The sequence below is a fragment of the Pseudovibrio japonicus genome, from assembly GCF_014651595.1.
Taxonomy (GTDB): Bacteria; Pseudomonadota; Alphaproteobacteria; order Rhizobiales; family Stappiaceae; genus Pseudovibrio; species Pseudovibrio japonicus.
Genome location: NZ_BMXE01000002.1, coordinates 805,989 through 816,095, shown reverse-complemented (window position 1 = coordinate 816,095; position 10,107 = coordinate 805,989). Strand labels below are relative to the sequence as shown.

Sequence of the window (10,107 nt, the reverse complement as noted above, 5' to 3'; positions counted from 1 at the left end):
CAGTAACTTCCGAAGAAGCTACCCGCGAATAACCGCCGTCCACGTTTCTCTTTCTATACCATATTCAATTGTCAAAGAGCGGAGGTTTTACCCTCAATATCCAGACCCACAAAGCTCTCTAAAACCCCGTAAATCCTTCTGTTTGTGTGCCTCCAGACCGGCGCCTCAGTGGCCCGCCCCGGTGGCGTGAAGCGGGTTATAGGGATACCAGCTGACCCTGTCAACGAGCCTTGAGAGAAAACTTCAAATTTTTCACAGGACTGGGGAAACTTTTTCAATATTCGCAACTCCCGCATTTATATGGTGCGCGAAATCGCGGTTTGCCCGCGAAAACTGCTAGTTTTGTGCCGCTCGCGCTTTTTCTATAATTTTTCAGAGTAAGAGCGACAAAATCCAGCCGTATTTTTCTTTCATTAGTTGTTCCCGTCTTCAGCTTTGTTTATCAATCTATGTGTGTACCGAGGCCCTTCGCTGTAGGTGGCCGATTGTCTGACTAGGGGAAAGATAGAAATCTCGATGAATTCTGGTAGGTTCCATCCTAATGGAAGGCCCTCCGTTAATCTTGGCAATGAGCCAGGCTTGATGGTGGACAGCCTCACGAGCGCGTCTGACCAGCCGACGCGGCTGAATGGCCGTTGGCTGATCGGGACGATTCTGACCGGCATGACATCTATAGTCTTGATGGGTGGAGCACTCATGGCTGCACTGGACGGCCAGTACAGTTACACCACTGCATATGCGCCCCTGCGCAGTGAGACAGACCAGACCCCACAGCGACATATCAGCGGCAAAGGTGACCGCCTTTCCGCATCATCAGAAGACGATTTCGCCAATCAGCAGATCATCGAGGTCAATACGGTGACCCGCACTGATGGGCGCGACCACGTAAAAGCACGGCCATACGCGCTTGTCACCGCGAGCCTTGAACCCTTTAAAGAACAGGAAGCAGCAGCCGACATTCCACCATTTGACCCGATCACCATGTATCAGGGCGAACAGGTTGCTCCACTGCAGGTCGCCAGTGACGCGATTTACGGCGCTGACATTGAGGGCGAAGTTTCTATCTCACAGCGAGATTTTCCGCTTGAAGCCATGAGCATGGTTGCTCTTGCTGATTACAAGGAAGAATCCGTTCAGGAACAGGTCAAAAAGGCCGCAATGTTCATGCTGGACAACTCCACGGATATTGCCGCAGTTCCAAGCCTTGAAGATCTGAATGCCGGTTTCTCACCAGTTTCAGAACAGCCATTTGAAAACCTAAATGTCCGCATTACCGAAGAAAACGTTTCCTTCCAGCCCAAATCCCGCAAAATCGTGCAGGCCAGCCAGATTGAAGAACGCATTGTTCCAATCCTGACCCAGACCGACTTTATTGACGTTTTGCTGGATGGTGAGGCCTCTGAAGAAGAAGCGGAAAACTACATTAAAGCGTTTAGCGAGCACTTCGGCATCGACGACATCAAAGCTGGCCAGATTTTCCGCCTCTCCCTCAACACGGATCAGCTTGAAAAAGAAGACAATATTCTTGTCCGTGTCAGCATCTATGAAGACCAACGCCATATAGCAACGATCGCCCGAAACGATGAGGGTGAGTTTGTTGTCGCACAGGAGCCATCCACCGAGATGGCGGCAGACGCTTTTGCAGCACAGCAGCAAGGCTCCCGTGGTCCACGCGCAACCTATTATGACTCAATTTACCAGACTGGCCTCGACAACAGCGTTCCGCAGTCCCTTATTAAAGAGCTCGTGCGCATCTACTCTTACAGCGTTGACTTCAACGACTCCGTGAAGAGCGGCGATGAGATGAGTGTCTTCTATGGTCTGGATGCGGATGAAACCACAGGCACCTCCGAGATTCTGTACACCTCCATCACAGTGAACGGTCGTTCGCACCGCTTCTATCGTTTCCGCACACCGGAAGACGGCGTTGTTGACTACTATGATGAGAACGGACAAAGCGCGAAGCAGTTCCTGCTCCGCAAGCCAATTGCAACCGGCCGCTACTCCTCCGGCTTCGGCATGCGTCGCCACCCGGTATTGAAGACACGCCGTCTGCACACCGGCACCGACTGGGCCGCTCCACGCGGAACTGCCATCTTTGCAGCTGGCGACGGGGTTATTCAAAAAGCAGCCTGGTCCGGTGGTTACGGCAAGCGCGTTGAGATCAAGCACGCCAACGGTTACGTCACCACCTATAACCACATGAGCCGCTTTGCATCTGGCATCAAAAAAGGCCAGAAAATCAGACAAGGCAGCGTTGTTGGCTACGTCGGCACGACCGGCCTCTCAACCGGTAACCACCTCCACTATGAAGTGAAGGTGAACGGTCGCTTCGTGAACTCTCTGAAGATCAAGGTTCCGCAAGGCCGGGTTCTTGAAGCCAATAATCTGGAAAACTTCAAGCGCGAGCGCGACCGCATCAACGCATTGATGGAAACAGGCCGCTCCAGCCAGCGTGTAGCCTCACTGCGCAACTAAGTTCAGGCCAGCATGGGGAACGAACAGTCTTTCTATTACGCGACTTGTTCCCCATATTGGCGCTTACGCACCAAGATCCAAACAAACCAGAGATAAACGCCCGTCTCTAAGGCCCTTTGCAGAAAACCATTAACTGCGGTTTCGACAGACATGCTCATTAGTAGAGCCAGCAAGATCAGTCCAGGCACGACCCAGTACGGTCTTTCAGCTTGGGCATGGGACAACAGACACAATCCCACAACAGCGCAGAAGTAAGCCAGAAAGCCAGCAGCGGTATGTATGAGTTGGCTGCGTGTTGGATCATCCATGCTGCATTCAAAATCGCATGGAAAGAACGCTGCAACAGAGATAAGCAGCGGATAGCCTGCGAAAATCGACAAACCAATACGCTCTGCCCGGCTGCGCATCAGACGAGCAAAACAGATCACGAGGCATGGCAAGAGCAGCAGCTCCACAACTGCAAAACCCCAATAGTTCACCGTAGGTCCAAAAGGGGCGCCGGTTGCGCCGAGAGCACTCATGAACTGTGAGATATGGTTGTAATCTGGATAAAACTGCCCGCCAATGACAACAGTCGCGGCAAGCCAGATGTAACTGACGACCACAAGTGAAATCGCAATATCAACGTGTCTCATGCCCGATGCCCTGCCCCATAACGAACACCCAAACGCTCGTCTGTATGACTAAACACCAAAAGCGCCGCCTCGCAAAGCCGCTTTGAGCCTTAAGGTAGCCTGTACAGCAAAAAGGGCCGGAAGTTCCGACCCTTTTCGCATCTTAAAGTTCTGGCGGATCACACTGTATCAAACAGCAATCGATCTGTTCCGGCAGAAACCTTGATCGTCTGTCCGTCAGAAAGTGAACCAGCCAACAGCATTTCTGCCAATGGATCCTGCACTTGCTTCTGAATGACGCGCTTTAGAGGACGTGCACCATAAGCCGGGTCGTAGCCTTTGTCGGCAAGCCAGCCCATAGCGTCTTCCTCCAGATCAAGTTCCATTTTCCGGTCATCCAGCAGCTTCTGCAAACGGGCCAGCTGAATTTCAACGATACGAGACATCTGTGTCCGCTGCAGGCGGTGGAACAGAATGATCTCATCCAGACGGTTCAGGAACTCGGGACGGAAATGCGCTTTAACCGCATCCATCACCGGACCACGAACAGCCTCCGCATCCTCACCTTCGCTCTGCGCGGCAAGGAACTCAGAACCAAGGTTCGACGTCATGATGATCAGCGTGTTGCGGAAGTCCACAGTACGCCCCTGCCCATCCGTCAGACGGCCATCATCCAGCACCTGAAGCAGAACGTTGAACACATCGCTGTGTGCCTTCTCAACTTCATCAAACAGCACAACCTGATAAGGTCGGCGGCGAACCGCTTCTGTCAGAACTCCACCTTCTTCATAGCCAACATAGCCCGGAGGTGCACCAATCAGACGCGCAACACTGTGCTTTTCCATGAACTCGGACATGTCCACGCGCACCATTGCTGTCTCATCGTCAAACAGATAGCTGGCAAGCGCTTTGGTCAGTTCGGTTTTACCAACACCGGTTGGGCCGAGGAACATGAACGAGCCGATAGGCCGGTTTGGATCCTGTAGTCCGGCACGAGACCGGCGCACAGCAGTGGAAACCGCATGAACAGCTTCCTGCTGGCCAACAACCCGCTTGGCAAGCTCATCTTCCATACGAAGCAGTTTCTCACGTTCGCCTTCCAGCATCTTGTCGATCGGAATACCGGTCCAACGTGACACGACCTGAGCAATGCTTTCGCTGCTGACGGTTTCGTTGAGCATGGTGTTGTCCACATCCTCAGCCGTCTGGGCGTTCGCCAGTTTCTTTTCCAGATCAGGAATAACGCCGTAACTCAGCTCTCCAGCACGCGCCAGATTACCTGTACGCTGTGCCTGTTCCAGCTCAGTCCGTGCTTCGTCCAGCTGCTCTTTGATCTTCTGTTCACTGTTCAGCTTGTCTTTTTCAGACTGCCAGCGTTGCGTCAGAGCATTGGACTCCTCCTCCAGATCAACCAGCTCTTTTTCAAGACGCTGTAAGCGATCCTTCGTGGCGTCATCATCCTCTTTCTTCAGAGCTTCCCGCTCAATCTTCAGCTGAATGATCCGGCGATCCAGCTCGTCCAGTTCTTCCGGCTTGGAATCCACCTGCATGCGCAAGCGGCTGGCGGCCTCGTCAACAAGGTCAATCGCCTTATCCGGCAGGAACCGATCTGTAATGTAGCGGTTGGACAGCGTCGCAGCAGAAACAATCGCGCTATCCGAGATCCGCACACCATGATGAAGCTCGTACTTCTCCTTGATACCGCGCAGGATAGAGACCGTGTCCTCAACGGTTGGTTCGCTCACAAATACCGGCTGGAAACGACGGGCCAGTGCCGCATCTTTCTCAACGTGTTTGCGATATTCATCAAGCGTCGTCGCGCCAACACAGTGCAGTTCACCACGGGCCAATGCAGGCTTCAGAAGGTTGGAAGCATCCATCGCTCCATCTGTCTTGCCGGCGCCCACAAGCGTGTGCATTTCGTCGATGAACAGGATAATCCCGCCGTCAGCAGACTGCACTTCATTCAGAACACCCTTCAGGCGTTCCTCAAACTCACCACGATATTTCGCACCGGCGATCAGCGCGCCCATATCAAGCGCAAGCAGCTTCTTGTCTTTCAAGCTCTCCGGCACATCGCCATTGACGATACGCAGCGCCAAACCTTCCGCAATCGCAGTTTTACCAACACCTGGCTCACCAATCAGAACCGGATTGTTCTTGGTCCGGCGAGACAGAACCTGAATAGCACGGCGAATTTCCTCATCCCGGCCAATCACAGGATCAAGCTTACCGTCGCGAGCCGCCTCGGTCAGATCCTGAGCAAATTTCTTCAGAGCATCATACTGGTTTTCAGCGGAGGCCGAGTCAGCCGTACGCCCCTTTCGAAGCTCATTAATCACTTCATTCAGCGCGTTTGGCGTCACGCCACCCTGCGCAAGCGCCTTGCCAGCGTCGCTGTCTTTATCCATTGTCAGCGCCATCAGCAGGCGTTCAACAGTAACGAAACTGTCACCGGCCTTCTCGGCAATTTTCTGGGCCTGTTCAAAAAGACGCGCCGTTTCAGGCGCCAGATACAACTGTCCGCTGCCGCCGCTTACCTTTGGCAGCGCGGCCAGATCAGCCTCAATCTGCAGACGCACATCCTGAACACGTCCTCCGGCCCGTTCAATAAGACCAGCAGACATGCCTTCGCTGTCATCCAGCAAGACCTTTAAAATATGTGCGGGAGTAAACTGTTGGTGCCCTTGTCCCAGAGCATAAGTTTGCGCAGACTGAATGAACCCACGCGCACGGTCGGTGTATTTCTCAAAGTCCATATAAAACTCCTATGTGCCGTGTCACCCGAAGCATGACGAAGCATTTTGGGAGGATCCGAGCCTCTTGAAGAGCGCCCGAAGCAGGAGACTTCCCCCTGCACTCTTCATATAGTGGCACAGATTGCCGACAAAAGAGGGCACTCGCAAGATCTTGCCACATTCCTTAGTCTTTCATAGTTTCTACCAGTTTAAGCGACGGAAATTAATATGACTTTTTCGCCCGCCCAGATCGCCGCACTCGCAACCCATCCGGTCAAAGGGCTCACGCCGCACCCTCTGCAATCCGCCCCAGTGGAAGCAGGTTCCGTCTTCCCGCTCGACCGTGCCTACGCGATTGAAAATGGCCCATGTGGATTTGATCCGGCAGACCCAAAACACATCAAAAAGAGCAAGTTTCTGGTGCTGGTGCGTTACGAAGACGTGGCACAGGTCAAATGCACCTATGATCTGGAAAACAAGCGCATCACCCTCTCCAAGCCACAGGCCGAGGACGTCACACTCTCGCTGGAAACCGAAGAGGGTCAGCAAGCTCTCGCCGCCTACTTCACGGCACATATGGGAGACAAAGCAGCAGGCCCGCTCAAAGTACGCTCCGCAGACAACCATGCCTTCACCGATACCGCCGAAAAATTCGTCCACGTGGTGAATTTGGCCAGCGTAAAGGCTCTTTCCGAAACCATAGGGATAGAGATCAACCCAAAGCGCTTTCGTGCAAACATCTATCTTGAAGGTCTGCCCGCCTATGAGGAATTCAACTGGGCTGACAAGAAAATCCGCTCCAGCTCAGGCGTTGCGTTCAAATTCGGAAGACGCACCCGCCGCTGTGCCGCAGTGGACGTAAACCCGATCACAGCTGAGCGCGACACCAACATCAACAAGATCCTCCATACTTCTCTGGGTCACATGGATGTAGGTATTTATTTGGAAGTGCTGAACAGTGGTACGCTCTCCGTCGGCGACACGCTGACTGTCGAGTAAGCCAGCCACAAACAGTGCCGTGAACGTTCAGCTAAAAGAAAACCCCGCCTTGTGAGCGGGGTTCTTCCTTCATAAGCACACCGGCCAAACCAGTGAACCAGCAAGCACATCGTCAGATGTATTTAGCCTTCACCGTCTCCGGTCGTTTCCAGAGCCGTTGGGGCAGGTGCATCCTCAGAAGGAACACGAGCTGAACGTGAACGCTGGGTACGAGCCGCACGAGGGGTGCGTGCACGAGGCGTACGACGTGGTTTTGGAGCAGCTGCATCCTCTTCACCACCTTCTGACGCTTCAGAGGGTGCCTCAGAACTTGCAGAGCTTGGAGCCCGGCGAACGCCGCGACCACGAGTGCCACGAACGCGGCGGCGTGGTTTGTCATCATCCTCTTCTGAGGAGTCAACTGTACTGACCACAGCCTCTGTATTCTCATCAACTGTAGAAGCTGTTTCAATAAATGGCTGAGGTGTATCCAGACCGACAATCGGTTGAGTAGAAGAAGTTGCTGTGCCTGCAGCTTCCTTCTCTTCGTTCGCTACCGCAGCTTTTGGAGCTTCAGAAGCAGTTTCATCTTCTGAACGCGCATAAGGTGCAGCTGTCGTCTGAGAGTGTTGGGGTTGAGCAGCAGCGACGATACGCTGATAATGCTCTGCATGCTGGTAATAGTTTTCGGAGGTTATACGGTCTCCGGAGGCCTGAGCATCACGCGCAAGTTGCTGGTACTTTTCAGCAATATGCAATGCGGTACCTCGGATTTTCACATCCGGTCCATTTGACTCATAGGTACGTGTCAATGGATTTGGAGCCTTACGCCCCCGCCCACGCATGCGCTTGTTATTCTGATTTCCTGGTCTCATTCTGCCGTTAACTTTCCGGAATAGCAATCGAACCTGTTTTGAGGTTCCATGGGAGTAGGTTCTCCCGGATTCCAAATGCCGTTAAAAAGCTTGCATGTTGATCAAGCCAAAAGCCATCAACATCGAAATGCAATCGCATTCGATCATATAACTGCTTCAATGCGATATCCGACATCCGATAGCAGCAATACAAATGCATTGCTCTCTCAGTTCTACGATACGAGGGGTCGCTCAACTATCTGCTTTGAAACTATCAACCGACGTCTCTGCCAGGCGTGTCCCACAGTCTGTGAGTGCCCATCCCCATCGTTTTCAGCTATTAGCTGGTATCGCTTGTCGGCGAGATGAAACTATCTCGTTCCGACGCATTTTCCAAGGGCTTTTTTCCAGATTGTTGAATTCTTCGCCAATCATGGAAAAACTACAACAGTGACCCGAGGCTGACCGGCCAGATCATGCTTACAGCAAACGCCCAATCCCACAAGTTCCTTTGTAAGTTTGGAAAGTTCCTCTGCCTGATCAAACCCGATCTCCATTAGGAGTCCACTATTTCCCTTAAGAACCCGTTTAGCCCCACCTATCAATTCTTTATAGGCAGAAAGCCCATCAACACCGCCGTCCAACGCCAGCATCGGGTCATGCTGCTTCACCTCATGGCTCAGCCCTTCAATCACAGCACTACGAATGTAAGGAGGGTTGCTCACGATAAAATCAAAAGGCCCGCTCAACGCATCCAGATAAGACCCACGAACAGGGATAAAGCGTTCCAAAACCTTGTTTTTTGCTGCGTTCTCCCGTGCTGTTTCCAGCGCCTCTTCACTGATATCAACAGCAACGCAGGTCGCATTGGGTAACTCAGTCAGGAGCGCAATCGCAATCGCTCCTGTACCAGTCCCGATATCTGCAAACACCCAGGGCTTGTCAAACCCGCCATGCGCCTGACAAAACGCGAGTGTGGCTTCAACCAGAGTCTCAGTATCAGGACGCGGTTCCAGTGTTGCCGGAGATAACGAAAACTCCAAACCCCAGAATTCCCGCTTCCCCAGAACACGCCCAACCGGCTTACCTTCAAGGCGCTGTTCCACCCAACGGGAAACCACAGCGAGCGTCTCTGGAGAAACCTCCTGATCATACTGCAAGATCAGATTTCTGGGTTCAATTTCAAGCGCTTCGGCAACAAGCACTCGCGCATCCAGATCAGCCTCAGGCAGCTCTGCATCACGAAACAGGCTTCGAACCACACGGTACAAAGCCTGTACATTCTTGACTTCAAATTTTTCAAGGAGGCCGGACATTAAAGCCCTTCAGCCGCAAGCAGGTTCGCCTGATGATCCATAATCAGAGCATCAATAACCTCACCTGTAGCTTCACCAGTCATCATCTGGTCCAGCTTGTAAAGCGTCAGGCCAATACGGTGATCGGTCACACGGCCCTGTGGGAAGTTGTAAGTGCGAATGCGCTCGGAGCGATCGCCGGAACCAACCTGCACCCGGCGCGCTTCCGTCCGCTCATTTGCAGCGCGTTCACGCTCAACATCATAGATCTTCGCCCGTAACAACTTCATCGCACGGTCTTTGTTCTTATGCTGCGAGCGTTCGTCCTGCACGGCAACCACAATGCCAGTCGGGTTGTGCGTAATACGAACAGCAGAGTCAGTGGTGTTCACGTGCTGACCACCAGCACCAGAGGCGCGGTAGGTATCGATGCGCAGATCTGCCGGGTTGATGTCCACGTCCACTTCTTCCGCCTGTGGAAGAACCGCAACAGTTGCAGCAGAGGTGTGGATACGGCCACCGGATTCAGTTTCGGGCACACGCTGTACGCGGTGAACACCGGACTCAAACTTCAGTTTACCGAACACTTCCTGACCGGTAACTGCCGCTACAATCTCTTTAAAACCGCCCATATCCCCTTCCGATGAGGACATTACTTCGACTTTCCAGCCGTTGTTATCCGCAAAACGCTGATACATGCGGAACAGATCGCCCGCAAACAGCGCTGCCTCATCACCACCCGTACCGGCACGCACTTCAAGAATAACGTCGTGAGAGTCCGCTTTGTCCCTTGGCAGAAGACCAATGCGAACTTTCTGGGTCAGCTCTTCAACAACACTTGTCAGCTCATCCCGCTCAAGCTGGGCAAGCTCTTTCATCTCCGCGTCACTCTCAGGATCAGCAAGCAGTGCTTCTGCGCCTTCCAGATCACCTTCGGCTTTGCGCAATTCGCGGATGGAGTGCACAATCGGTTCCAGTTCCGCATAATCCCGCGAAAGCTTGACATAAACATCCGGAGCAGGACCGGAGGCCATCTCGGCCTCAATGCCTTCAAAGCGTGCTAGCAGTGTATCTAGTTTTTCTGGTGCCAGCATTTCGCGGCGACTCCTCAAGCGTTAGACAGCTGATCCAAAAGCGCGACAGCCTCCAG

General features: G+C 53.1%; 7 protein-coding genes. 2 read left to right on the top strand and 5 right to left on the bottom strand.

Annotation, left to right across the window (positions count from 1 at the left end; genetic code table 11):
• Positions 1-516 precede the first annotated feature (516 nt).
• Complete coding sequence (locus IE076_RS08585; protein WP_189436325.1) at positions 517-2,478, top strand: M23 family metallopeptidase; 1,962 nt, start codon at positions 517-519, stop codon at positions 2,476-2,478.
• Positions 2,479-2,513: 35 nt separating this feature from the next.
• Here IE076_RS08585 and IE076_RS08580 read toward each other — a convergent pair whose 3' ends face one another.
• Together IE076_RS08580 and clpB are read right to left on the bottom strand one after the other, a co-directional pair.
• A complete protein-coding gene (locus tag IE076_RS08580) occupies positions 2,514-3,113 on the bottom strand; it encodes a DUF998 domain-containing protein (RefSeq protein WP_189436324.1) in 600 nt (199 codons plus the stop codon).
• A gap of 158 nt (positions 3,114-3,271) precedes the next feature.
• Positions 3,272-5,851 (bottom strand): ATP-dependent chaperone ClpB, encoded by a 2,580-nt coding sequence (gene clpB, locus IE076_RS08575; protein ID WP_189436323.1) that lies wholly within the window; start codon positions 5,849-5,851, stop codon positions 3,272-3,274.
• Between the two features lie 207 nt (positions 5,852-6,058).
• Between clpB and IE076_RS08570 the strand changes: the two genes are divergently transcribed.
• Positions 6,059-6,829, top strand: coding sequence for an MOSC domain-containing protein (locus tag IE076_RS08570; RefSeq protein WP_189436322.1), 771 nt, complete (start codon positions 6,059-6,061; stop codon positions 6,827-6,829).
• Between the two features lie 122 nt (positions 6,830-6,951).
• Here IE076_RS08570 and IE076_RS08565 read toward each other — a convergent pair whose 3' ends face one another.
• From IE076_RS08565 to prfA, 3 genes are all read right to left on the bottom strand, one after another.
• Complete coding sequence (locus IE076_RS08565; RefSeq protein WP_189436321.1) at positions 6,952-7,683, bottom strand: DUF4167 domain-containing protein; 732 nt, start codon at positions 7,681-7,683, stop codon at positions 6,952-6,954.
• Positions 7,684-8,093: 410 nt separating this feature from the next.
• Complete coding sequence (prmC, locus tag IE076_RS08560; RefSeq protein ID WP_189436320.1) at positions 8,094-8,978, bottom strand: peptide chain release factor N(5)-glutamine methyltransferase; 885 nt, start codon at positions 8,976-8,978, stop codon at positions 8,094-8,096.
• Entirely contained in the window at positions 8,978-10,051 is a 1,074-nt protein-coding gene (gene prfA, locus IE076_RS08555; protein ID WP_189436319.1) for a peptide chain release factor 1, read from the bottom strand. The genes prmC and prfA overlap by 1 nt, the downstream gene beginning before the upstream one ends.
• Between the last annotated feature and the right edge of the window lie 56 nt (positions 10,052-10,107).

Excerpts from the sequence above, each read along its gene's own strand:
- IE076_RS08565 (WP_189436321.1), bottom strand. The coding sequence starts at position 7,683 with ATGAGACCAGGAAATCAGAATAACAAGCGCATGCGTGGGCGGGGGCGT.
- prmC (WP_189436320.1), bottom strand. The coding sequence starts at position 8,978 with ATGTCCGGCCTCCTTGAAAAATTTGAAGTCAAGAATGTACAGGCTTTG.
- prfA (WP_189436319.1), bottom strand. The coding sequence starts at position 10,051 with ATGCTGGCACCAGAAAAACTAGATACACTGCTAGCACGCTTTGAAGGC.
- clpB (WP_189436323.1), bottom strand. The coding sequence starts at position 5,851 with ATGGACTTTGAGAAATACACCGACCGTGCGCGTGGGTTCATTCAGTCT.
- IE076_RS08580 (WP_189436324.1), bottom strand. The coding sequence starts at position 3,113 with ATGAGACACGTTGATATTGCGATTTCACTTGTGGTCGTCAGTTACATC.
- IE076_RS08585 (WP_189436325.1), top strand. The coding sequence starts at position 517 with ATGAATTCTGGTAGGTTCCATCCTAATGGAAGGCCCTCCGTTAATCTT.
- IE076_RS08570 (WP_189436322.1), top strand. The coding sequence starts at position 6,059 with ATGACTTTTTCGCCCGCCCAGATCGCCGCACTCGCAACCCATCCGGTC.